General features: G+C 47.1%; 23 protein-coding genes. 8 read left to right on the top strand and 15 right to left on the bottom strand.

What is annotated here, in order from left to right; genetic code table 11:
- Positions 1 to 218: 218 nt before the first annotated feature.
- Together ABD744_RS10645 and ABD744_RS10640 are read left to right on the top strand one after the other, a co-directional pair.
- On the top strand, positions 219 to 2,030 hold the full coding sequence (locus tag ABD744_RS10645; RefSeq protein ID WP_344798313.1) for a hypothetical protein: 1,812 nt from the start codon (positions 219 to 221) through the stop codon (positions 2,028 to 2,030).
- Between the two features lie 72 nt (positions 2,031 to 2,102).
- Positions 2,103 to 2,276, top strand: a complete 174-nt coding sequence (locus tag ABD744_RS10640) for a hypothetical protein (protein WP_344798311.1) — start codon at positions 2,103 to 2,105, stop codon at positions 2,274 to 2,276.
- 23 nt (positions 2,277 to 2,299) lie between these two features.
- Here the strand turns inward: ABD744_RS10640 and ABD744_RS10635 are convergent, their stop codons facing one another.
- Genes ABD744_RS10635 through ABD744_RS10625 form a run of 3 tightly spaced genes read right to left on the bottom strand, consistent with a single transcriptional unit; the run spans position 2,300 to position 4,501 of the window.
- Complete coding sequence (locus tag ABD744_RS10635) at positions 2,300 to 3,127, bottom strand: thiazole synthase (protein WP_344798309.1); 828 nt, start codon at positions 3,125 to 3,127, stop codon at positions 2,300 to 2,302.
- A 2-nt stretch (positions 3,128 to 3,129) separates the two neighbouring features.
- Positions 3,130 to 3,324, bottom strand: coding sequence for a sulfur carrier protein ThiS (thiS, locus tag ABD744_RS10630; protein WP_344798308.1), 195 nt, complete (start codon positions 3,322 to 3,324; stop codon positions 3,130 to 3,132).
- Positions 3,325 to 3,364: 40 nt separating this feature from the next.
- A complete protein-coding gene (locus ABD744_RS10625; protein WP_344798307.1) occupies positions 3,365 to 4,501 on the bottom strand; it encodes an FAD-dependent oxidoreductase in 1,137 nt (378 codons plus the stop codon).
- A gap of 201 nt (positions 4,502 to 4,702) precedes the next feature.
- Between ABD744_RS10625 and ABD744_RS10620 the strand changes: the two genes are divergently transcribed.
- The 4 genes from ABD744_RS10620 to ABD744_RS10605 all read left to right on the top strand — a co-directional run bounded on the left by ABD744_RS10620 (position 4,703) and on the right by ABD744_RS10605 (position 9,294).
- Complete coding sequence (locus tag ABD744_RS10620; protein WP_344798305.1) at positions 4,703 to 5,077, top strand: hypothetical protein; 375 nt, start codon at positions 4,703 to 4,705, stop codon at positions 5,075 to 5,077.
- A 177-nt stretch (positions 5,078 to 5,254) separates the two neighbouring features.
- Entirely contained in the window at positions 5,255 to 6,124 is an 870-nt protein-coding gene (locus ABD744_RS10615; RefSeq protein WP_344798302.1) for an HDOD domain-containing protein, read from the top strand.
- Between the two features lie 83 nt (positions 6,125 to 6,207).
- A complete protein-coding gene (locus ABD744_RS10610) occupies positions 6,208 to 7,182 on the top strand; it encodes an ABC transporter substrate-binding protein (protein ID WP_344798300.1) in 975 nt (324 codons plus the stop codon).
- Between the two features lie 3 nt (positions 7,183 to 7,185).
- Positions 7,186 to 9,294 carry an ATP-binding protein gene (locus ABD744_RS10605; RefSeq protein WP_344798298.1) on the top strand — a complete coding sequence of 703 codons (2,109 nt, stop codon included), beginning with the start codon at positions 7,186 to 7,188 and terminating at the stop codon, positions 9,292 to 9,294.
- A gap of 13 nt (positions 9,295 to 9,307) precedes the next feature.
- Here ABD744_RS10605 and ABD744_RS10600 read toward each other — a convergent pair whose 3' ends face one another.
- The 8 genes from ABD744_RS10600 to ABD744_RS10565 all read right to left on the bottom strand — a co-directional run bounded on the left by ABD744_RS10600 (position 9,308) and on the right by ABD744_RS10565 (position 18,364).
- Positions 9,308 to 10,435, bottom strand: coding sequence for an aminotransferase class V-fold PLP-dependent enzyme (locus tag ABD744_RS10600; protein ID WP_344798296.1), 1,128 nt, complete (start codon positions 10,433 to 10,435; stop codon positions 9,308 to 9,310).
- A 269-nt stretch (positions 10,436 to 10,704) separates the two neighbouring features.
- On the bottom strand, positions 10,705 to 11,613 hold the full coding sequence (locus tag ABD744_RS10595) for a hydroxymethylglutaryl-CoA lyase (RefSeq protein ID WP_344798294.1): 909 nt from the start codon (positions 11,611 to 11,613) through the stop codon (positions 10,705 to 10,707).
- Entirely contained in the window at positions 11,610 to 13,649 is a 2,040-nt protein-coding gene (locus ABD744_RS10590; RefSeq protein WP_344798292.1) for an acetyl/propionyl/methylcrotonyl-CoA carboxylase subunit alpha, read from the bottom strand. The genes ABD744_RS10595 and ABD744_RS10590 overlap by 4 nt, the downstream gene beginning before the upstream one ends.
- A gap of 1 nt (position 13,650) precedes the next feature.
- Entirely contained in the window at positions 13,651 to 14,457 is an 807-nt protein-coding gene (locus tag ABD744_RS10585; protein WP_344798290.1) for an enoyl-CoA hydratase/isomerase family protein, read from the bottom strand.
- A 42-nt stretch (positions 14,458 to 14,499) separates the two neighbouring features.
- Positions 14,500 to 16,044 carry a carboxyl transferase domain-containing protein gene (locus tag ABD744_RS10580; protein WP_344799612.1) on the bottom strand — a complete coding sequence of 515 codons (1,545 nt, stop codon included), beginning with the start codon at positions 16,042 to 16,044 and terminating at the stop codon, positions 14,500 to 14,502.
- A 121-nt stretch (positions 16,045 to 16,165) separates the two neighbouring features.
- Positions 16,166 to 17,332 (bottom strand): isovaleryl-CoA dehydrogenase, encoded by a 1,167-nt coding sequence (locus ABD744_RS10575; protein WP_344798288.1) that lies wholly within the window; start codon positions 17,330 to 17,332, stop codon positions 16,166 to 16,168.
- 133 nt (positions 17,333 to 17,465) lie between these two features.
- On the bottom strand, positions 17,466 to 17,840 hold the full coding sequence (locus ABD744_RS10570) for a MerR family transcriptional regulator (RefSeq protein ID WP_344798286.1): 375 nt from the start codon (positions 17,838 to 17,840) through the stop codon (positions 17,466 to 17,468).
- A 92-nt stretch (positions 17,841 to 17,932) separates the two neighbouring features.
- On the bottom strand, positions 17,933 to 18,364 hold the full coding sequence (locus tag ABD744_RS10565; RefSeq protein ID WP_344798284.1) for a thioesterase family protein: 432 nt from the start codon (positions 18,362 to 18,364) through the stop codon (positions 17,933 to 17,935).
- A 104-nt stretch (positions 18,365 to 18,468) separates the two neighbouring features.
- Between ABD744_RS10565 and ABD744_RS10560 the strand changes: the two genes are divergently transcribed.
- Positions 18,469 to 19,488 carry a GGDEF domain-containing protein gene (locus tag ABD744_RS10560; protein WP_344798282.1) on the top strand — a complete coding sequence of 340 codons (1,020 nt, stop codon included), beginning with the start codon at positions 18,469 to 18,471 and terminating at the stop codon, positions 19,486 to 19,488.
- A gap of 46 nt (positions 19,489 to 19,534) precedes the next feature.
- Here the strand turns inward: ABD744_RS10560 and ABD744_RS10555 are convergent, their stop codons facing one another.
- On the bottom strand, positions 19,535 to 20,866 hold the full coding sequence (locus ABD744_RS10555; RefSeq protein WP_344798280.1) for a sphingomyelin phosphodiesterase: 1,332 nt from the start codon (positions 20,864 to 20,866) through the stop codon (positions 19,535 to 19,537).
- 308 nt (positions 20,867 to 21,174) lie between these two features.
- On the opposite strand from ABD744_RS10555, the gene ABD744_RS10550 reads away from it, so the two are divergent.
- A complete protein-coding gene (locus ABD744_RS10550) occupies positions 21,175 to 21,447 on the top strand; it encodes an acyl-CoA-binding protein (RefSeq protein WP_344798278.1) in 273 nt (90 codons plus the stop codon).
- A 72-nt stretch (positions 21,448 to 21,519) separates the two neighbouring features.
- Here ABD744_RS10550 and ABD744_RS10545 read toward each other — a convergent pair whose 3' ends face one another.
- The 3 genes from ABD744_RS10545 to cysZ form a co-directional block, all read right to left on the bottom strand.
- Positions 21,520 to 22,125: a hypothetical protein gene (locus ABD744_RS10545; protein ID WP_344798277.1), complete on the bottom strand. Its 606-nt coding sequence runs from the start codon at positions 22,123 to 22,125 to the stop codon at positions 21,520 to 21,522.
- Positions 22,126 to 22,262: 137 nt separating this feature from the next.
- Positions 22,263 to 22,670, bottom strand: a complete 408-nt coding sequence (locus ABD744_RS10540; RefSeq protein ID WP_344798275.1) for a PaaI family thioesterase — start codon at positions 22,668 to 22,670, stop codon at positions 22,263 to 22,265.
- 889 nt (positions 22,671 to 23,559) lie between these two features.
- Positions 23,560 to 24,270, bottom strand: coding sequence for a sulfate transporter CysZ (cysZ, locus tag ABD744_RS10535; protein WP_344798273.1), 711 nt, complete (start codon positions 24,268 to 24,270; stop codon positions 23,560 to 23,562).
- Positions 24,271 to 24,528 lie beyond the last annotated feature (258 nt).

Raw genomic sequence — 24,528 nt, 5'->3', positions numbered from 1 at the left:
TTCTTTAGGTTGCTAAGAAACTGTTTACAAAGCCTTTACTGAGTTTGTAGATAACCAACACAATTAAAGGTTCCGGCCTCTACGAAAGAACGACTGAAGGATGATTCAATATAAGACTTGCCCTTCCAATAAGTACGCCCATACAATTCCTTTGCTTTAACGCTTCTTAGCTGGCGCTAAGAAAACACGGAAGAATAATAAAAAATAAAAGGATGAATATGTTCAGTCAAATAACCCGTTTAAGCTTGGCATTATCATTATGTTCAGCTTTTCTCACTGGTTGCAGCAGCAATAGTTCCAGTAGCGACTCAGACGAAGTTCTGACAGGCCAATTTACCGACAGCCCGGTGAGTGGGTTGACCTACACCACACCGACGCAATCCGGTGTCACAGATGCCAATGGCTCTTTTAAATATTTAGAGGGTGAAACCGTCACCTTTTCGATTGGCGCAACCACCCTTGGCAGTTCACCTGCGCAAGCCACTGTGACGCCATTTGATTTGAGAGAAATAACCCGTGATATCCAAGATGGTATAAATATTCTAACCCGATCTTCAGCCGATCAAACTCACCACGCATTTCTGAATATCGCCACACTTTTGCAGACACTGGATCAAGACGGTGATCCGGAAAACGGGATAGAAATCACCTCAGAAGTCTCTGCTTTATTAAGCGATATTCGAATCAATTTTGATCAGAGTTATTTCCGTTTTAAGCGCGATCCGTCTTTCCGGACGCTTATAAATTCTGCAAATGATCAAGCTACTTTCAGTGAACACCGACCTGTTCGCCCGCCCTGGTTAGTAATGGATCATTTGTATACCCAGCAAAAAATACAATTACCATTAATGGAAACCAGCTATTCAGAAGATACTAACGGAGATGGCGTTAATGAGTTCAGAACAACCTGGTTTCTAAATGATCAAAGCTATCTTGCCAGAATAGAAAAAGATACAGACTCGGATGGGATAGCAGACAACATTGAAAACATGACCTACGATAACCTAGGCATGCTTATTCAATTATCTGAAGAAAATAATGAAGAGAATAGCCCGAATATCGTTTCGCATTGGTCATACGATGCTAACTTAAAGCCAACTCAACAAATTAAACAATTTTCCACTGGGGTCGAACATATTCAAACCTCTATATTCGATGCCTACGGCAATCAAACATATTATGGGGAAGACAAGGACGGAGATGGCGTTCCTGAATTTACTGAACATTGGCTATATAACGAAAACGGTGAGCAAATACTTTACGAAGAAGACTACAACGGCGACGGTACACCTGAGTCAATTACAGAAACTATATTCGATGTTAACAGTACATCAACCCGAACAGCTTATGATTTCGACTTAGATGGTTTACCAGAAGTGGAAGCCTTAGTAATAGAAAAATTTAACGAAAAGAGTCAACCAATATCAACCTCTTACACAAGTAATGTTGTTTTCTTTAACTACTCTTTTTTTTATTTCTATGATGAACAAGGGAATCAGATCAGACAAGAAAGTGATAACGACAATAACGGCACGATCGACGTCGTCTATTTCAGTTATTATGACAATGAAAATAATAAAATTCTAACCGAATCCGATTACGGTGCTGATGGCTCGATAGATGCCCGAACCTTATACAGCTACAACGAAATGGGCCAAGAAACCCGAATTGAAGTCGATAACGACAATGACGGTATCTTTGATTCAATCACCAGTTATGAGTTTGAAAACGGTAACCGTATCCGTAATGAAGAAGATACAGATGGCGACGGAATTATAGACGAGTCCAAAACTTATACCTACGATGATTACGGGAATAAAACCCGTTACGAATGGGACAAAGACGGTGACGGTTCGGCAGACTACATTCAAGCATCGACGTACAGTGGAAGTCTAAGTTGGCGACCATTCTTTGAAGCAGTTACAGACAATATTAATTATCCAGCAGTGAGAATAAGGCTGGAGTTACCTGAGCCCATTCTGCAGGAAAATCCCACTACCCGAATAATTTTACAGAAACCAAATCTTTAATTTCACAAATTAAAGGCAAACTCCGGAAGCTCGTCTATAGTAAAAATTCAGACGAGTTTCAGGAGGATTAAAATGTCTGGTTCTACGAAAACCCCGGCGACTTTAAGGGGGCCTATCAGTTTATATCACGGTTCCGAGAATTCGGATAAGCTCAACGAGTGGCAGTTGCACGAGCTTGAAGTATTAAAAAAAGAATTAGATCAACAACGAAAAACCCAGAAAACACGAACGCCTGAGGGGGATTAATCTCCCCGCCCATCAAACCTTCATTATTTATCCTGATGCCAGAATGGCATACCTACGGTTGGAGTGCTTGGTTTCGCTGTCTGGCGCTTCAGCATCAAACCGGCATTATGCGCTAACCGACCCGCTTCCACCGCAGTTTTAAAGGCTTTGGCCATCATCACCGGCTCTTGTGCTTTGGCCACCGCAGTATTTAATAACACGGCATCAAAACCCATCTCCAAAGCCTCGGCGGCTTGCGAAGGTGCACCAATCCCAGCATCAATGATCAAAGGCACTTGGGTGATGCGCTCACGAATGCTGCTCAGGTTGTATTTGTTTAACAAGCCCTGGCCTGTGCCAATGGGCGCGCCCCAAGGCATCAAAACTTCACAACCGGCGTCCAGTAACTTCTGACAAACCACCAAATCATCGGTGCAATATGGCAAGACTTTAAAGCCTCGCTTGATCAATTCAGCAGCGGCTTCAATTAAGCCATACGGGTCGGGTTGCAGATTGTAATCATCCCCGATCACTTCGAGTTTCAACCAATCGGTTTTAAAAATCTCGCGGGACATTTCAGCCAGAGTGATCGCTTCTTTTGCGCTCTTACAGCCCGCCGTATTTGGTAAGAGCTGCAAGCCCATTTGCTGAATGTACGTCCAGATTTCATTGGCTTCGCGCTGTTCTGCACTGCCTTGAACGTCAGAGCCACTTCCGCCACCAAACATCTGTCGGCGCAGCGATAAGGTAATGATTTCAGCACCGGAAGCCTGCACGGCTTCATGCATGATGGCGGGGGAAGGATACAACGCCGAACCGATCAATAAGCGACTGTCGAAGGTTTTACCGTAAAGAGATAATTGATCCGTCATGATCAGCCTCCTGCGATCGGTGAAAGCACATCCAACTGGTTGCCTTCCGCCAGAGTTTGTTCTGCGTACATGGAGCGAGGCACAAACTCGCCATTAATGGCGACCGCAAAATCGCCTTCAAAGCCGAGCTCTTTCAGAACCTCAACCAAATGCGTTGCATTTACTTGCGTTGTTTCACCGTTAACCAGAACTTCCATTACTTACAATCTCAAAGCTAATTTTTAACGTATTGAGCCATCATAAAGACTCAACGAACTTTCTATCCTGATCACTGAGCAAACCGGGATCAATCATCATCAACACCTGATGAACGACCACCGGGCTGAGTAAATAACCATGGCGGTATAAACCATTCGCACGAATCAAGCCTTTTTCTGCTATGACTCTTGGCAGATTATCCATCATCGCAGGCCGGCAATTCACCGACTGTTCGATGATTCTGGCTTCCGCAAACGCCGGATTAATAGTATACAAGGCACTGCTCAGTTCAAGGCTGGATTGTACACTCATTGGCGACATATCACTGCTTTCAATTTCGGTGGCACCAATCACAAAATGATTGTTCGGCTTGGGAGCTACGTAGAGCTTATAACGAGGATGCATCAAGCGAACCGGGCGATTGAGCTTCACTTCATGACTCTCAACATTGAGCACTTCACCTCGCACCCCTCGCAGTCCTTCTATTTGAGGCTTGGCGCCCAAACCACGAGTATCCAAGACCAAGTCGAACGCATATTTTTCATCGTCTTCGGTGATGATCGAGTTCGGCTCACATCGCACTTTGGTGTTTTCGACCAATTGCACACCGTGTTTTTTCATATCCGCCAACAAGCCATGCAGGATTCGGCGATTGTTTAAATCCCCTTCCGGTTTCAAATACAGTGCGTGATCAAAATGCGATAAAGCAGGCTCTAAGGTGCGGATTCCGACGTGATTCAAGGGATCAACCAAATCATCCAATCCTGGTCGACCTTCGGCTTCTTCATTGACCAGTTTATGACGAAGGTCGGAATAAAACTGATTCAGTTCGGTCTGATCCTGCGGATGCGCCACCACCAGACTGCCCGCATGGCGAAAATGCATGGTCTGCCCCAGTGACTTTTCCAGTTCCGAAAGCCATTTGGGCCAAATTGCCAAAGACTGCAGCCCCATGTCATAAACAACCCGAGGGCTGTGAACCAATTCGCTGAGCGGAGAAATCATGCCCGCCGCCGTCCAGCAAGCGCCCTTGGGCTGTTCAAAACCGGCAGCATCAAACACCGTGACCGGATACCCGGCTCTGGATAAGTGCCAGGCGCATAAGCGACCTAACAAGCCTCCGCCAGCGATTCCAATGGTGTGCTTTTTAGCGCTGGCAGCGGAGTCATGTGCCACAATCAGACCTCAGTTCAGATATTCATCCATGCCTTACAAGGCACTTCGATTTGCGAATTTTCAAGACTGGCCATGATATAGGGGATACGTCGAGAATCAAAGCGGATCGCTATTTTTGGGCGGCAACACAACAGAAATTGTTGATTCAGCGCAAACCCCTTAAAATAGCGCAACGCCAACCGACAACAATATGAGAACCGTATGATTCACGAAAGCAACTCAGACATTATCCGCTCCAGTCAGCAACACACGCTGGCCAACGGACAACCCGCCGAGTCCCTGGGTTTTCATAACGGTCTGAGGTTGGTTTTAAGCGCCAATACCCTGGCCATGTTCAAAGACCTTGAGTCGGTGGAAGACCCGCTCGGCAATGGCTTAATTGCCAGCACGGTGTTAAGTGAAGCCCAGCACCTGACACACCGTCAGGGGCAATTCATTGAGTCCTACAAAGCGGGTTTCGTGCGCTTGATTGACGACCGGGCGCTGCTGGTCACGCCCAATCACATTCAGCTGTTTCCCTGTGCTCAGGACGCACTCAGAAACCAAAATGAGATCGCCAAATTGGAACTGGACTAACCCAACCCGTCGTTTATTTGTATCCGGCGCTCTCTCTGCTTGACTGTACCACGTTCATCGACCGATAAGCGGCGCTCTGTTTTTCTGCCAAAGTTTAACTATTCTTAATATCAGAATTAAGGAACACGCGTTGAGCGCTGACGCGCACTTGGATACAGAAACTTATGCGGAAGATTTATGTGGGATAGCGGCATTCATTTTAAGGTGTATCGGGAAATCGTTGAAGGAAAGGTAAAGCTGCCGAACCTTTCTGAAAACACCATGAAGATTCGCCAAATACTGTCTAACCCCAATTATCAAATGATGGATCTGAAATCACCATTAAGTGCCAACCCGGAATTAGCAGCCCTCATCCTACAGACAGCCAACTCTTCCCAGTATTATGGCATTGCCCCCGTCGAGACCATTTCAGAAGGCATCATTCGGCTCGGCAGCGAGCAAGTCACATCGCTTTTGCTGGCGCATTCATTAAAAGGGTTGTTTTTATCCGGCCACTTGCCCTCTCAGCACCTAATTCGAGGATTATGGGAGGAAAACCTGCAAATTGCCGCCTTATGCTCCGCCATTACCCAACGCATTCAATACCGGGACCGAAGCTTCGCGGAAGACAAAGCCTTATTGGCGGGCTCGCTCTACCACATAGGCACATTGATTTTGCTTGGCTATCTCTATGAAAAGCGCTTACCTCAACCTACCGGGGCCGAGGTGCGACGCATTCCGGAACACATTGCCACTAGCATCGCCGTCATTCTGGCCAAAACCTGGCACTTAGACGACGAACTCATCGAATGCGCCCGCAACCGAAACAGCTACAATGTACGCCGACCCGGCCCGGTCGTCCTGCAGGATATTCTGGACACCGCTGTGGTGATCCACAAGCACCATCATCATGGCGATTGCAGTGTCCCGTCATTGGCCGACTGTCATGCATTCAACAAATTGCAGACACACCACCTGATCCGAGATTCCGCAAACAGTTTTTTTGGGGCTGTTGAAGCCCATGCCATTCAAATTCTTAAAGAAATCTCCAGAAATTTAAAATCCTGATAAATTTTCTGCAGGCCATTCAGACTGAGTCTAGACTGTAAACGTAACCATCTATTCACTCTGAATTTACAGGAAGTAACTCTATGAGTCGCAGCACACCACTGCTGATGTTTATCGTTTTCAGCCTGACGTTTCTGCTAAATGGTTGCACACCATCTCATCAAGACACCCCAGTAAAAATTGCCATAAACCCTTGGCCCGGTTACGAGTTTTTATTTCTGGCGCAAGAAAAAGGCTTCTTTGAAGAAGAAGGCATTAATATAGAACTGATTGAAATGGCTTCTTTAGCCGACGTTCAACGGGTTTATACTCAAGGCCGGGCGGACGGCTTGGCCAGCACCATGATTGAAGCGGTGCAGGCATCCGGGTTAACTCAGGAGCCTCTGTCGATTATCCTGATTCCAGACTATTCCAATGGTGGCGACATCATCCTTGCGCACAAAGACATTCAGACCATCGGCGACTTAAAAGGTAAAAAAGTGGGGGCGGAAATCGGCTCTTTAGGGATGTTCATTCTGTCACGGGCGCTCTCCAAAAGCGGCCTGTCCCTTCAGGACGTCGACGTACTCAACGTAGAACAATTAAACGCTGAGCAGAGCCTGAAGAATCATAATATTGACGCCGTCGTTACTTACCCGCCTTACTCAACCTCTATCCTGAAGCACGCGGATTATCATGAAATCTTTAATACCACTCAAATTCCGGGCGACGTCATCGACACCATAAGTTTTCGTTCATCAACGCTTGAACAACTTGGTCCTGACTGGATTCAGAAGTTTCATCAGGCCTGGGATAAAGCGCTTCAATACAGCCAGAAATACCCTATGGAATCCCACCAAATCATGGCCGACCGAGAAGGTATCACACGTACTGAATTCACCGAGGCCTTAACGGGTTTAAAGCTGCTGACCAGTCAACAAAGCCAAGACGCTTTGTACAGCCAACAACTCAAAGACAACATAATGAACGTTTGCACAACGTTGAGCAGTGCTAACACACTGAGTTTCAGCTGCGATTCAATACACACCTTACTGGCACCTTATTCAGGCTCAAACTAAGTCATGATAAAAAAGCCAGCGCACTCCATATCCCTGAAGTTATTAACCCCCCTGTTTGCGACCTTCATTGTAGCCAGCTCATTGTTGTATGTTTTTTTTTCACATAATGTAAACCAGTTACTCGATAACTTTGTAAAAAAACGCGCTTTCGAACTGGCCGAATTGCTGGTCATCAACATCGAAACCAACTCTTCCCAAAGCAACCTAATTCGCAATCTCAACTCCATTGGTTCCTACGATGACGTCACCGAGATTTATTTACTGGATCAAAAAAGTCAGGAAGTGCTTGCCTCCAACAAAAACCGTTACATCAACAAACACCTGAATGAAATTCGCCATCAAAAAGTTAAAACAACCCTCACCAAGGCGCTCAATCAAAATGTAAATGCATTTACCAAACATCAGGAAAGCCAACAACATTGCTTATATTATTATTTCAATGTCATTTCTTCAGATAAACGCAGCATACGACCATTAGTGTTGGTCTTAATTCTTAATGAAAGAAGTTTAACAACCGCCCTACAAAACTTCTTAACGCCCCTGGTGCTCTCACAAATTGCGGCCCTTGTCCTGTTTGCTGCCATTTTCTATTTTGCCACCCGACTGATTGTCATTGGCCCCATTAATAAGTTGTTATCGGCCATCGCCATTGGCCGAACCCAACACAAAGCCATTTCAGTGAAACACGATTCCTTCGACGAGTTAGGCGTGTTAATCAGCGAATACAACGAATTAATGACGTCCCTGCACAGTTATCAATCGGAGCTGATTTTAGCAAAAGAGAAGTCCGATGACGCCGCCAAAGCCAAGAGCGAGTTTCTGGCGACCATGACCCACGAACTGAGAACGCCATTAAACGGCGTCATCGGCATGAGTGATTTACTGTCCAGAGAAGTGATCGACGAACAACAAAAATACTACGTCGATACCATTAACAATTCAGGCACCCAGTTGCTTGCCATCATTAACGACATTTTAGACTTTTCCAAAATAGAATCCGGCAATCTGGAACTGTCCAACATCGTTTTTGATCTGGATGAACTGATTCAACAAACCTGTTCGGTACTTGAGTTCCAGGCAAAGAAAAAAAATCTGCACCTTACTTACATTAATGCCTTCGAAACAACACCCGACACAGTGTGTGGTGACGATGTCCGATTAAGGCAAGTCTTAATCAATCTTATCGGTAATGCCATCAAGTTTACGGAGCAAGGCGGGGTGACAGTCACACTGTCTGCGGCGAATCAGGAGGCGCTCCAAACCACAAGCAACGACCCCGCCACAGAGCCAAACATCGAGGAAACGCTCGCTTTTTCGATCACCGTCAAAGACACCGGAATAGGACTCAGCCAGGATCAAATCTCCGGCCTGTTTAACAGTTTTTCACAAGCAGACTCCTCCACAACACGACGCTTTGGCGGCACCGGCCTGGGATTAGCGATCAGCAAAAAAATATGCAATAAAATGGGCGGAGAAATAAGCGTCAGCAGTGAAGAGCACCGAGGTTCAGCCTTTACCATTTTACTCACTCTGCCTCGAATCCTTCATGACAAAGCCACCCAGCCGACGCAGCAACCATCACAGCAACCAGACGTTGATAACTCAGGCGCAACCTCAGATGTTTTAGACACAATCAAAGATCCGGTTGAAGTTAACCGGAGATGGCAACAAAGTGAATACGGCAACGGAGAACGGCAAGCCAACGTACTCATCGTCGATGACACTTTTATTAACCTGGAAATCGCCGCCACCCTTCTGGAAAACGAAGGCATGAACATAATCACTGCGTCCGACGGTTTGGACGCACTGGATGTTTGTTCCAATAACCACTTTGATGTAATTCTAATGGACTGCCTGATGCCTAACATGGACGGGTTCCAGGCCACCGAAGAAATTCGGAAAATCGAACTGCTGAGCCACGAAGAAAACGGGCTGGAAGAGTTACCTGAGGAGCTGCCGCGTACTCCAATCATTGCGCTGACGGCCAGCGCGCTGCAGGAAACCAAAGACAAATGTAACAACGCAGGTATGGACGACTTCGTGCCGAAACCATTTAACAGTGAGCAATTAATTACCACTGTTAAATGGTGGTTACTCCGAACGTTATCGTGACCTATTCACGAAGTTACAGAATTTTATTCAACGCTTGCTCCAGATTCGACACAGCACTGGCTGGGTCATGAAGCTTCTCCAAACCAAACAAACCGATTCGGAAGGTCGCGAAATCTTCTCGCTCGTCGCATTGCAAAGGCACTCCGGCCGCCGTTTGCAAACCCGCTTCCAAAAACTTCTTACCGCTTTGCATCAGAGGATCACTGGTATAACTCACTACCACGCCCGGCGCTTTAAAACCGTCTGCAGCAACACTGTTAATGCCTTTGCTTTCCAGCATGGTTCGAACGGCATCACCCAAGGCCTGCTGCTCTTGCTTAACCTTCTCAAACCCGTATTCCTGGGTTTCAAGCATGGTATCACGGAACTTTGCCAACGCATCGGTCGGCATAGTGGCATGATAGGCATGGCCGCCATTTTCATAAGCACGCATAATGTCCAGCCACTTTTTCAGATCACAGGCAAAACTGCTGCTGGTTGTTTCTTCCAGTCGCGTCAGCGCTTTTTCACTTAACATGATTTGCGCCGCACACGGCGAAGAGCTCCAGCCTTTTTGAGGCGCGCTGATTAATACATCCACGCCCATTTCTTTCATATCAACCCATAATGTGCCGGAAGCAATGCAGTCCAACACAAACATGCCGCCCACGGACTTAACGGCATCACCCACGGCTTTTAAATAACCGTCTGGCAGAATCATTCCCGACGCAGTTTCCACGTGAGGCGCAAACACCATGTCCGGCTTTTCACGCAAAATAGTGGCAACCACCTCGTCGATCGGTGCGGGTTCAAACGGAGACTGAGCAGAATCCTGCTGTTGTCTCGCCTTCATGACGATGGTTTCGGACGGAATACGCCCCATCTCGAAAATCTGACTCCAACGAAAACTGAACCAGCCATTTCGAATCACTAAACACTTTTTATCGTGAGCAAACTGACGAGCCACGGACTCCATACCAAACGTACCGCCACCGGGAACCACCGCCACCGCATCTGCGTGATAAACCTGTTTCAAAATGCTGGATATATCGGTCATGACGCCCTGAAAACGCTGCGACATATGGTTCAATGCGCGATCGGTAAACACAACGGAATATTCCAGTAATCCGTCCGGATCAATATTAGGCAATAGCCCTGACATAACATCTTCCCTTCAAATAATTTTTTGTAATATGTAAAAAGTTAACCAATACGTTAGTTAGGGTTGAATTGTAAATCAAGCATTAAAAATATCAGCCACTCATTAGCTGAAAAATCCCTGATCTGTCACAAAAACAAACACACACAAACCTTGTTGTAATGGACGCATACGACTGTATTTTGAGAAGGAGTAAGGTGTGAAAAGATGAAAAAAGTTCAAAAGTCCAAGACGGAGCAATAATCGGTAGAACCAATCAGAAGCAATTCAGCTCACCCTGCCAAACTGACCTTGGAGCGCTGAACTAAATGATTATCATGACAAAACTGGTTGGACAACGCCATCAACTGCTTCAAATCAATGCCCGTATCAATGCCCAGTCCATTCAGCATATACACGACGTCTTCGGTGGCCAGATTACCACTGGCTCCTTGCGCGTAGGGACACCCGCCCAACCCTGCGATCGAGGTATCCACCACTGAGACCCCCATTTGCAATACAGCAAAAATATTGGCCAAAGCCTGGCCGTACGTATCGTGGAAATGAGCCGCCAGCTGACTCACTGGAACATACTGAGTCAGGTGTTCGATCAGCCGTTGAGTTTGAAGCGGAGTGCCGACGCCAACGGTATCGCCCAGAGAGATCTCGTAGCAGCCCATGTCCAGCAAGGTTTGACTGACCCTCGCCACTTGCTCGACCGGGACATCACCTTCGTAAGGGCAACCCATGACACAAGACACATAGCCGCGCACCTTAATATGCTCACGTTGAGCCAAGGCCATTACAGCATCGAACCGAGCCAGACTGTCTGCCACCGAACAATTAATGTTTTTCTGGCTAAAAGTTTCTGAAGCCGCACCAAACACCGCCACTTCGCTCGCGCCAGCCTCGAGCGCCAACTCCAGACCCTTCAGGTTAGGCGTCAATGCCGCATATGTTTTTCCCGGTTGTTTCGATAGCCCGGCCAGCACTTCCGCTGAATTGGCCATCTGGGGCACCCATTTCGGCGACACAAAGCTACCGACCTCAACATGACTGACGCCCGCCTGAACCAAACCTTCAATCAATGTTGTTTTCTGATCCGTCGGGATCATTTGAGCTTCGTTTTGAAGCCCGTCTCTTGGCCCAACTTCCACAATCCGCACACGGTTCGGTAAGTTGCTCACCACACAGGAACTCATTCGACGACCTCACTTTGACGGCGATGACCCTCAATAACCCGCGCTTCGATGTCATCCGCTTCGACCTCAAGCAGGGCAGTGCCTTCTTCTACCTGGTCACCGCTCTTATACACCACCTGACCCACGACACCATCGTGCGGTGCCGTCAGGGTGTGTTCCATTTTCATCGCTTCCATCACGACCAGAGGCTGACCTTTCGTCACCGCTTCCCCCTCAGCAACCAGCACAGACACAACATTTCCATGCATAGGAGCGACCACCCCATGGGTGTCATGTTGATCTTCCTCCAGACCGAAATCCGGTTGAGCCAGTTCAAACACAAACCTCTGCTCTTCAATAAACAACATCATGGTATGGTCGCCCAGCCCCGATGTCTTACGATCCAGATAAATATGCACCGGAATCTTACGGCCATTCACTAACGCGTAATGATCATACCCTTCGCCTTTATCAAACCGAACCTGGTGACCTCGCCCAACGCGCGCCACTTGATAACTTTGCGCTTTATTTGAGGTCAATTGCAGCGGGTAGTTCGCTTGCTCAAACCGTAAGGTTAACTCTTCCGATGGCAGCGCGTTCATTCGCCAACCGGCCGGAAAAGGCGAGGTCTTCGCCCTCGAATCCACCCACCAGGCGGCCGCCACCGCTAACGCCAAATCTAACGAACTCTGCGGACTGGCCGCTAACGCCGGCTGATGCTCTTCAATAAAATGAGTCGACAACTCAGCCCGGGCAAACGCGGTAACATTCAATAACCTGAGTAAGTAATCCCGGTTGGTTTCCGGCCCGACCACATAGGTATTAAGCAACAAGGATTTAATCCGCATCAACGCCTGCCTACGGTCTTCTCCCCAGGCAATGATCTTGGCCACCATAGGGTCATAAAAAACAGAAACATCATCACCCGACACCACACCGGCATCAATTCGCGCCCAAGGCACATGGGATTGTTTTGGGAATTGCAGGTGCTGAATTTTACCCACCGACGGTAAAAAATTATTATCCGGGTCTTCTGCGTATAGCCGTACCTCAATGGCGTGCCCCTTAATCGACAGCTGATCCTGAGTCAGCGGAATTTGTGCACCGTCCGCAATTCTTAATTGCCAGTCCACCAGGTCAATACCGGTGATAAACTCTGTCACCGGATGTTCGACCTGCAAACGGGTGTTCATTTCCATGAAATAAAAATCACCCGAGGCATCCAGTAAAAACTCAACCGTGCCCGCGCCTTCATAACCGATGGCATGCGCGGCTTTGAGCGCGGCCTCCCCCATTTGCGTTCTTAATGTTTCTGAAACGCCAGGCGCCGGCGCTTCTTCGATGACTTTCTGGTGTCGACGCTGAATGGAGCAATCCCGTTCGAACAAAAACACCCCTTGCCCGAACTGATCGCAAAAAACCTGTATTTCCACGTGCCGGGGCTGAAGAATATAGCGCTCCAGCAATACATGATCGTCGCCAAAACCATTCATCGCCTCACGCTTGGCCGCATCCAACGCATCCTCAAATTCATGCTGCGAGGTGACGATCCGCATGCCTTTTCCGCCCCCGCCTGCCGACGCTTTAATTAATACCGGAAAACCAATATCAATCGCATGTTGCTTTAACACGGCCGGGTCCTGAATGTCGCCATGATATCCCGGCACCAGCGGCACTCCGGCTTCTTCCATCAACGCTTTCGCTCGGGATTTAGACCCCATAGATGCAATGGCATTACCACTTGGCCCAATGAACTTAATGCCCGCGCTGTCGCATTCATCCGCAAAATCGGCGTTTTCGGAAAGAAAACCGTAGCCTGGATGAATGGCATCCGCGCCCGTTGTTTTAGCAGCAGCAATGACTTTATCAATCACCAAATAGCTGTCTTTGGCTGGCGATGCCCCGAGATAAACCGCCTCATCAGCCAACTGAACGTGCTGAGCCAATGCGTCTGCGTCGGAATAGACCGCAACGGTCTGAATGCCCAATTTCTTCGCCGTCTTAATCACCCGACAGGCAATTTCACCTCGATTCGCGATCAATATTTTCGAAAACACGTCATTCCTCCGACTGATTCAAATCCTGTTGCCAACTCGGCGGTCTTTTATCCAAAAAGGCTTTTAATCCTTCCTGACCTTCCTGGGATACCCGTACTTTCGCAATCCATTCGGAAGTGGTTCGGACAATCTCCTCACTTAATGGCCTGGCAACCACATCCGCGATCAACTGTCTTGATTCACTCATGGCAATCGGTCCATTGGCCAGCAAGGCGGTAATCCAAGCCAAGACCTGGTCATCCAAGGCTTGTTCATCCTCCACCACTTCATGCAGCAGGCGCATGGCGTTGGCACGCTCAGCGGTGAAGGTTTCGGCCGTTTGAAAAAAACGACGGGCATTTCGCTCGCCCATGGCACGCACCACATACGGACTGATGGTGGCAGGAATCAAACCAATCTTAACTTCCGACAAAGCAAATGTGGCAGACTCCACTGCCACCGCCATATCACAACAACTGACTAAACCAACGGCCCCGCCAAACGCCGCCCCCTGCACTCGGCAGATGGTCGGTTTGGAGCAGTGATTCAACCGATACAACAAAGTAGCCAATTGCAGCGCATCGTAAATATTTTCTTCGTAACTGGCGTCTTTCATGGAGCGCATCCAGTGTACATCGGCCCCCGCACTGAAGCTGGCCCCTTCCGAAGCCAACACCAATACCCGCACAGCCGGGTTCGACTCCGCTGAATCAAGATGGGCAATCAGCTCTGAAATGACTTGGTCATTAAACGCGTTGTGCTTCTCCGGGCGGTTGAGGGTCAGCCACAACACCCCCGGCTGTTTTTGTTCTGCAAGTACCAGCGGCATGATTGAATCTCCTGCATGCGTGGTTTAATACAAAGGAAATCACTACATTCTGAAAACGCCAAATTGCGTTTCTTCGATCGGTGCATTAAGACTAGCTGATAAACACAAGCCTAAAACATTACGCGTCTCCGCCGGATCAATAACACCGTCATCCCACAGGCGAGCGCTGGAGTAATACGGGTGACCCTGTATTTCATAGTCATCAATAATTGGTTGCTTAAAGTCTTGCTCTTGCTGGTCGTTCCAGCTTTCACCACGTTTTTCCATGCCGGCCCGTTTTACCTGAGCCAATACGCCAGCGGCCTGCTCTCCTCCCATCACCGAAATGCGGGCGTTCGGCCACATAAACATAAACCTTGGGTCGTACGCCCGGCCACACATGCCATAATTACCGGCACCAAAACTGCCGCCGATGACCACTGTGAACTTAGGGACTTTGGCACAGGCTACCGCCGTCACCATTTTTGCGCCGTGTCTTGCAATTCCTTCCGCTTCGTATTTTTTGCCGACCATAAAGCCGGTGATGTTCTGCAGGAACACCAACGGAATCTTGCGCTGAGCACACAACTCAATGAAGTGCGCACCTTTTTGGGCCGATTCTGAAAATAAAATACCGTTATTGGCAACAATGCCCACCGGCATGCCATAAATTCTTGCAAAACCACACACCAGCGTAGTACCAAACAACGCTTTGAATTCATCAAACTCAGAGCCGTCCACCGTTCTGGCAATGACTTCCCGAACGTCGTACTGGGTTTTTAAATCGCAAGGTACGACACCATACAGTTCTTTCGGGTCGTATTTCGGGGGCTGGGTCGGCCGTGTATCCTGCGAATGGGCTTTCACCCGGTTTAAACGGCCAATGGCCTGCCGAACCAGGTGCAAAGCATGGTGATCATTGTTGGCATAGTGGTCCGCCACCCCCGATTGCTTGCAGTGCACATCCGCACCGCCGAGAGCTTCGGCTGTCACTTCTTCACCGGTGGCCGCTTTCACCAGAGGCGGCCCAGCCAGAAAAATTGTGCCCTGTTGTTTTACAATGATGGATTCATCCGCCATCGCTGGCACATAAGCGCCTCCGGCTGTACAAGAGCCCATCACTGCAGCAATTTGCGGAATGCCTTTTGCCGACATATTGGCCTGATTAAAAAAGATCCGGCCGAAGTGTTCTCGATCAGGAAAAACCTCTTCCTGCCTTGGCAGGTTAGCACCACCGGAGTCCACCAGATAAATACAAGGGAGATGATTTTGTTCAGCAATGGTCTGGGCACGCAGGTGTTTCTTCACCGTCAGCGGGTAATAAGAGCCGCCTTTGACCGTAGCGTCGTTCACGACAATCATGCATTCCTGCCCCGACACCTGGCCAATACCTGCAACCACACCCGCTGCCGGAACGTCTTCACCATAAACTTGGTAGGCCGCTAATTGGCCTATTTCGAGAAATGGGCTGCCGGGATCCAATAATGCCGTAATTCGTTGTCGGGCCAGCAGCTTACCCCGTGCAAGGTGCCGTTGCTGAGCAGCTTCACCGCCCCCTTCAGCGATCTTAGCAACCAGGCCATTAAGGTGTTCAACCAATTCGGCCATTTTCGCTGAATTTGAGGCGAACTTCTCAGATTTAGTATCTATTTTGCTGCTAATCTGCAAAACACAACTCCCATACCCAAACGATTAGGTAACAGTTTTTCCGCACCACTTATCCACACAATCAAGACTCATTAAACAATTCGCGGCCAATCAACATCCGTCTGACTTCGGAAGTCCCGGCGCCAATTTCATAAAGTTTAGCATCTCGTAATAAACGGCCCGCTGCGAAGTCATTAATGTAGCCATTTCCACCCAGTATCTGAATGGCATCCAACGCGATCTGGGTCGCCACCTCTGCGGTGTACAGAATCACGCCCGCAGCGTCTTTACGGGCCGTTTCTCCCCGGTCACACGCCGCAGCCACGGCGTATAAGTAGGCTTTGGATGCATTCATCCGGGAGTACATGTCCGCGATCTTGCCCTGAATCAGCTGAAACTCACCAATGGCCTGACCAAACTGTTCTCGTTCATGGATGTAAGGCACCACCAAATCCATGGCGGCCTGCATGATTCCGGTCGGTCCACCCGACAGCACCACGCGTTCATAATCCAGGCCACTCATTAAGACCCGAACGCCTTGATTGACTTCACCCAGTACATTTTCCTTTGGCACCACACAGTCATCAAAATACAAAGGGGCCGTGTTAGAACCGCGCATGCCTAATTTATCGAGCTTTTTACCGGTAGAAAATCCGGCGAAGGTTTTTTCAATAAGAAAGGCCGTAATGCCGTGAGGGCCTTTATCCAGATCTGTTTTGGCATACACCACCAGCACATCAGCGTCCGGGCCATTGGTAATCCACATTTTGCTGCCATTAAGCACATAGTGGTCACCCATGTCTTTGGCGTGCAGCTTCATACTGACCACATCCGAGCCGGCGTTTGGCTCACTCATCGCCAATGCTCCCACCCAATCGCCCGCCACCAGCTTCGGCAGGTATTTTTGTTTCTGCTGCTCATTGCCATTGCGGAAGATTTGGTTCACACAGAGATTAGAAAACGCCCCGTAACTCAGGCCTATCGAGGCAGACGCCCGACTGATTTCCTCCATCACCACCGCATGCGCTAAATACCCCATCCCCGAACCACCGTATTCCTCTGAAACAGTGACCCCCAACAGCCCCATGTCGCCAAACTTTTTCCAAAGTTCGTTCGGGAATTCATTGGATTTATCCACTTGATCTGCAATCGGCGCAATTTCACGCAGGGCAAATTCATTCACTTGATTGCGTAATAAATCTATGGTTTCACCCAAGCCGAAGCTCAGGCTGGTGTATTGACTTTTCATAATTCCGACCTCGACGTCTTGCTGTACATGCTCTTTCAAGAATTAGGCTTCAAGAGTTAAGTGCAATGTTTGTCTGTATTATTTTTATTGGTTATCGGTTTTACTACGAAGGCCGATCGTCCGGCCTTAAAACTCAGTTCATGGCGTGTTCGATACGTGTTTGGTGCTCATCCAGTTCAAGTAACATCAACTCAATGTCTTGCCTTTGTTGCTGCAATCGGAGCCTGCTTTCTTCAATTTTTTGCAGGACGCGTTGATACTGTTCCTGATTTTGCTGCTCGGGATCATAAAGGTCGATCAGCTGTTTACTTTCCGCCAAAGACCACCCCAGCCGTTTCCCTCGCAGTATCAACTTCAACAACACATAGTCTTTTTGGTGATAAATGCGTTTTTGCCCTGCTCTCTCAGGCGACAACAGACCTTCTGATTCATAAAAACGAATCGCGCGCGGCGTCACATCAAATTCCGCCGCAAGATCACTGATGGTGTAGGTTCTTTTCGTGGACATAGCTCACAAGACAACTTAACGTTAACGTAAAGGTAAACTTAGCATCTTTACTACGCCAAGTGCAATCGCCTTGCAAAAAAACAGACGGGCAATCAATCGTCGGAAGAAAACTGATTCTTGAAAACAGAGGGGACATTCACCAGCGTTCGGCGATGGTAATCAAAAAACACCACGCCATTCTTGGCCTGCGCCACTAGAGTGTTACCTTGATCTTTACTGACCCGGTAAATCACATCGCAACCGTATTTATTAAAGTCGGTAACGCCCACGTCAAAAGTCAGCTGATCTCCGGCAAAGCACTCAGCTTTATAAATGGTCGCTAAATCCGTCACCATCAGGCCAACGCCATCAATATCGGATTCCACGAAACCAAAGTGAGCCAAAAACTGACAACGCGCTTCATGCAACAGTGAAATCATTGCATCGTTTCCCAAATGATTGGCGTAATTCAAATCAGTAACACGAACCACCTGCGTACATTGAAATACAAAGGTTTCAGGTAAATCTAAAGTTAATCGAGGCATTTAAACCCTTCCTTTTTGTTATTTGTCATCCGCATGGTTCAAAGATTGTCTAAACTAATGATATTCAATTTACAGCCATTTCTTGTGCCATTGGATAAGTATTCATGAAATATAAAGAAGATGTGAAGAAGGCCGCCGAAATTCTAAAAAAATCCATTCCTGAGTTGACCGCAAGTAAGGTCCCGATCACGCCGTACAACTACGGAATTTGGTATACCCATTGTTCAGGGGTAAATAAGAAACTCAGCACGGACCTGAATAACATCCTGAAAGACTATGGCACATTAAACCATGAACAAAGTTTAGATCTTTTCAAACGTCATGTAATCAATGACTTACTTTCCATTGACGACAAACTGGAAAGCAATCTTCAGAAAGTCATGAGCGACATGAGCGAATCCGCAACCTTTACCGAGCAAAACGCAGGCGATCTGGAAAGAGAACTGACTATTTCATTGCGCTCCTTGAATAGCTCGGTCAATGAAGAAGAATTAAAAACCATCATCAGTACCATTTCTGAAAAAACCCGTTTGGTCAGCAGCACCACCAAACAATTCAAAAACGTCCTGAGCGATGCACAACAGGAAATCAACCAGCTCAAACAAGAACTGCAAGAAGCCAAAGAAGCCGCGAATAAAGACACATTAACAAAATTATTCAACCGCCGGCATTTCGACAATAAACTGGCTACCACCCTGGACAAAAAAAGAGACAGCGATGCCTATGCTCTCATCCTGTTAGATGTCGATCACTTCAAAGCCTTCAATGACAACTATGGCCATTTGATGGGTGATACTGTATTAAAAAGCATTGGTCAGGTGTTGAATTTTATGTGTGAAGACACCAACCACATCCCATACCGTTACGGCGGTGAAGAGTTTGCCATCTTAATGCCGAAAACGTCCATGCGGGAAGCTAAAATTCTTGCTGAAAATACCCGCAAGAAAATCTCTTCATTAAAAATCAAAGACAAAAAATCCGGTCAGGAAATCTCTAAGATTACCGCCTCATTCGGCTTGGCTTTCTTCGGTCCGGAAGACACCAAAGAGTCACTGATCGAGCGTTCTGATTCTGCCCTCTATCGAGCCAAACAAAACGGCAGAAACCAAGTCGTCAGCCAATAAAAAAGGCTGTATCGCTACAGCCTTTTCACAAACAAAACGTCAGGTTTTAATCACCAACGTACTCACTCGGTAACGGGAATTCAAACTCACCCACCACCGGATAGTGATCCGACAAATCCCAGCTTCCCCAGTGCTCAGACGAAATACTGCGAGGCACCAGCAACTTGTTGGTGGAATAGAACGGCGCCATATGCTCGTTCGAATACAGCACATAATCCAGATACTCGTTGTATTCATCATCCGCATACACATTGACAGGGCCTGCGTATGAGAACTCATATTCACCAATCGCCTCGGGCTCAGTACCATTCAACAGCGTCAGAAACTCTTGGTGCTCAGCAGGGTAATTCACCTTATCGACATTGAAGTCTCCCGCCATAATGACAGGCTCAATCTCAGGAATCTGCTTACTGTCCACCATGGCTTTAAATTGCGCCAGATGTTGGAAACGCACGGCGATGTCCGCTTCGCTGGTATAAGCGTGGGTGTGAGTGCCAAAGATGTGGAACGCGTTGCTGCCTTTCATAATCTTCGCATAGTTGATCCCTTTCGCGGCCAGGCAACCATCTTTACGACACGCATCGTAAACCTGACTGTCCTGCTCCACAATCGGCCAGCGACTCGCAATGAAAGAACCGCCGTTTAATATTTTACCAAATTTCCACGGAATATCCGTCTGGAACGGGTATTCATCTCGCAGTGCACTGCGGAATTTGGCCGTTAATACCGGATCAAACACCTCTTCAAAAACAACCACGTCATAGCCTTTCACGTATTCCGCAATGGTGTCTAAGCGAGCCGATGAATTTTTAGCAATGATGCCCGGCAGCAAAATCCAGGTATTATAATTCAGGACCTTAAGCTGATTACTGTAGTCCGCTGACGCTTCCTGCTGCCAGTTCTTATGAATCACGTAGCGAATATCATCTCCGGAAACACGAGCCACTTCAGACTTAAAAGCCAACTCGGTGCCCGCACCTTCGTCAGACAGACGAATGTTGTGAATTTCCCGATCGTAATACCAAGGATCTTCTTCAGCGGACAACCACATTTTGCTGAATGTCATTGTGCCTTGCAGCTTCTGGCGCAAAGTCGCTTGTTGGTCGTTGCCGGAAACCGTGGTTGTGAAGTAATAGTCCTTACCCCACTTGATTCCCTGATCACGATTAAATCTTAAAAACTTAACCGTGCCCAACGGCGGCACTTCGGTTGCCAGCTGTTGCCACTCATTGCCATGAGTAATATTAGTATGACCTGTTTGACGGGTCTGTAGGGTTAACGTCTCCATCGTGTTGTTGGTCAGATAGATGTAACTTTCTGCCGACACGAAGGGACTGAATAAGAAAACGAGTACGAATAGCGCTTGTCTCAGAGCCATGATTGAGCATCCTTTATATTTTTATTGTTATCAATAGACTTCTTCATTCTATTAACAATCAGAAAACAGGATGATGACCAATTAAGACAGCTTAACGACATATGAGGCCAATTGATGCCATTCAGGCGTTTCGGCAAGGGCGTGGAAGCACTTCTGCCCCGATATTTGAACGGCCATTCAAGGGTCTGATAACCTTCTGTCTGAATAAGGCATTGCATGCCTTTGATTTAGCGCTAAAATGATTCGCTCTTCAAAATAAAGAAGAGCGGATACCCCTTACAATAAGCCCTAAAAACAGGAGAGGCATCATGTCTGACTTAAAAGCCACATTTGAAGCAGCAGTAAACTACGTACAAACTGCAGAAGGAGACTTCAAGCCTTCAAACGATCTTAAGCTTGAGCTTTACGCGCTTTACAAGCAAGCAGCCGAAGGTGATGTGAATGGCAAAAAGCCTGGCATGACAGACTTTGTTGGTCGCGCTAAATGGAATGCATGGGAAAAGCTGAAAGGTCAAAGCTCAGACCAGGCAATGCAAACTTACATTGACCGTATTGAAGAGCTAAAGCAAAAAAACGGTTAATTTAGATCCTTGCTGGCAAACCGCTGAAAGTCATTTAACTGCGGTTTGCATGCATTCGATCCACGTCGTTCATCAATGCGCGGCGTTCAGCGCCACCCGATCTGAATCGATATACAGTTTCTTAAGCTTATCCGACACCACCCTTTCAATATCCGAACGATCAAACTCAGATAACATCGCCAGGAACTCCGGTTTAATTCGATGCAAATGCATGTAAGGCAAGGTTTGATTAAACTCGCGCAAATCGCCTTTCACCAGCACCGGTAAAAAAGTGTCTCCGGCTTTTTTATGGGTTCCCACCACATGAGCAATGGCTTTCTTAAAAGGGATCGGTTTGTTTGCAACGTGTTTATTCTTAACCAGAATAGTAACATGCAACCCACTTCGCCCAACCAGCTCACCAGGCAACACCACAATGCCCGTTGGCTTAATGGCATCAAAATTAATGTGGCTGATGGTGTCGTGATACGCATACGGGTTGGGCAACACAACCATTTTTGAATTTTGATTGGATGGGAAGTTCATCGAATAGTTGGTATAAAGCTGTTCTACTGACTCAGAATAAACGCAAAGCCTGTTTTCAAATAGCATCGCAAATTGTTTGGCCAGTTGCTGCTTGCCAAAATCATCTAGATCCCAAATGAGATCTTCATTCTCTTTTTGAGCATCTCCGATCATAATGCTTTCGTCCCACCTTGAATGTCAGAACTAACTTACCCTAACTATAGACATTAAAAATGTGACAGCCAGCAGAGAATAACAAAGGCTTACAGCCAGGAAATTCTTTTTTACAAAAAGAGATCATTCATTGGCATTCAGTCACTCGGTATCACATAGGTTACGGTGGAAAAAGCCACAGGTTCCGGGTCATCCGCGCTGTATAACCGGACTTCACCCACTGCCAGACGTCGGCCAAGCTTTAATATTTCTGCTTTGGCAATCAAGTCACCGTGTTTTGGCCGGGATAAAAAATTAATACTTAAGTTAGAGGTCACACTGTTAAACCCTTTCTCCCCCTTTTCCCCAATAATAGCCACCCACATCACTGCGTCCGTCAGGGTCATCATAGCGGGGCCAGAAACCGTTGCGCCAGGCCTTAAATGTTTGGTGTTGGCAGGCAACCTCATGGTCGCCTTCATAGGCTCTACGCTTTCAATAAACGCCCTGCTTTCCGGAAACCCCTTTTTGAACACTTCAACCACTTGTTCTGTTGAAAATCCCACGTCACTACTCCCCCACCCAAAATCACTACTATACTTGACCAAATATCAGAAAGAATTGGCTGAAGCGCTGAGTTTCCCTGGCCGAACTGAACAGGTTTTACTCTAAAATTCCTCTTAACTACTCACCATAACTGTATGATTTTTATACACCCATACGAGTAAGCCCCAACCAAATGTGAGATATATCTTACAGACAAGTAAGAAATTACTCTTACATCACTACTTACAAATGAGAATGACAACCACCTACATAATCTAACCCAATGATTTATAAAGACTAATATTAACTGAACAAATACTCATCACACTCTAACCGGACGTAATTCACCTTTTTACCCCCCTTTTTACTGTTATTATTTATTTCGTGGTCAGGGACATTGAAGTCAGACCCAAAGCAAGGACGTACAGGACACCTCGGGACTGAGGTAAGAAGCAAGGGTAAGCTTCACAGGGACGAAATAACGGACACCTCTGGGATTGAGGTAAAGGAGCCAGGAACGGCTTCAGCATGGAGTGCACAAGGATAACCCTGAGGATCAGGGCCTGAAGCTTGGATTAAGCTTCCGCATGGACAGCACAGGGACAACCCTAAGGACTCAGGGTAAGAAGCAAGGAAACTAGCTTCACAACATGGAAGTATCACGGATGATACAGACTCACGGTCGAGTCAAGTATGGATAGCAAATAATAAAAACATGGATAGTACACACCGGACGGTGTTAGTTTTGTCTGCCTAAAGACACATCCTAAGATCGAAGGAATGGTCTCTTGTAGTACGGATGATATCGGCAGGATGCTGATCGCATAAGGACTGCGGTAGCTGATATGATAATAACTATTAATAGAATAATTATTGTCATATCGGCAACTTACTTATTTTCTCTCTCTTTTACTTCTTCTCTTTTTCTCCAATCCAGACCATAGTTGCCCAGACTACGCACAGTGGCATCATAAATAAATTCAACGCCGGCACTAAAAACAGCATACTGGTTATGCCACCGAAGGTAAGTGATTTTAATGGTCGCTGATGAATCCAGGTTTTACTCTTATCGAAATCAAATCGATTATTATCCAGCGGATAATCAAAATACTGAAACGCCATTAACCAAGCACCAAACAAAAACCAAACCACTGGCGCAACGAGGTTCACTCCAGGAATAAGCGTAATCACCAATACCACCAACAGACGCGGTAAATAATACCAAAGCTTCTTCATCTCTCTGGCCAGCGCATGAATTACTTCGGAGGCAATGGTTCGCTCTTCCGGGTTTTGGTAATCATCGCCCAACACCAGCTTTTCAACTTTTTCGCTCAGAAATGCATTTAAAGGTGCAGCAATAATATTACCGATGATATTAAAGGTCGAAATGCCGATCAGCACCACCGAAATAATCACCACAGGAGCAATCAGCCAACTTAACCAAGTCAACCAGGTGGGCAGGTAGCCATCAGCGGTGATCATTAAGTCTGGAATCCAACTTAAAAGATAGTAACCAAGCACACCGAACAGCGTGATATTAACCAGCAAAGGGCCCAACAAATACCACCGAAGCTCAGGCGTTAACAGCAGACGCAGTGATTTTTTAAGTGATTCAAACATAGGTTGTCCAAAGGTCCATATTGGAAATAATCCACATTATATTCCAGCGTGCACATTGTCCACAGGCTCGATCTCAATAAGGTGATCCTGAACCTGCCATTTAGCACGACTGACCATGTAAGACATTCGCCATATTTTAACCGTGAAATCACTGAAAAACTTCGTTCAAAGAAAAGTAACTCGTTGATTTTAAAGATCAAAAATAATCCACGCTATTTTGTTATCACAACATACCGAATGGTTCACAAAAATGTCATC

The organism is Litoribacillus peritrichatus (genome assembly GCF_039537985.1).
Taxonomy (GTDB): domain Bacteria; phylum Pseudomonadota; class Gammaproteobacteria; order Pseudomonadales; family Litoribrevibacteraceae; genus Litoribacillus; species Litoribacillus peritrichatus.
The sequence above is the reverse complement of the archived record's forward strand: the minus strand, read 5'-3'. Positions and strand labels throughout refer to the sequence as shown.